1 protein-coding gene is annotated in these 230 nt (G+C 54.8%); it reads left to right on the forward strand.

What is annotated here, in order from left to right; translation table 11 throughout:
• Positions 1-230: ABC transporter substrate-binding protein (locus KVT27_RS26445; RefSeq protein ID WP_254636319.1), on the forward strand; the 230-nt coding region annotated here is incomplete at both ends.

Below are 230 nucleotides of genomic sequence, written 5' to 3' on the forward strand. Positions count from 1 at the left end.
GCGAATTAACGGCTGACGATGTGGTCTTCACGTTCAACCGGCTGAGGACGATTGGAACGGAGGATTCGCCTAACCGCTGGTTGATGCAATCGGTGAAGGAGATCCGTGCCGTCGACCGGTTGACCGTTCGTATGGAATTGCATGCGCCCAATTACTTGCTTCCTCACTATGTTAGCTCGTATCAGGCGGCAATTGTGCCGGCCGACGTGTATAGCGCTACAAGGGTAGCG

This window comes from Lysinibacillus sp. GbtcB16 (genome assembly GCF_019091145.1).
Taxonomy (GTDB): domain Bacteria; phylum Bacillota; class Bacilli; order Bacillales_A; family Planococcaceae; genus Lysinibacillus; species Lysinibacillus fusiformis.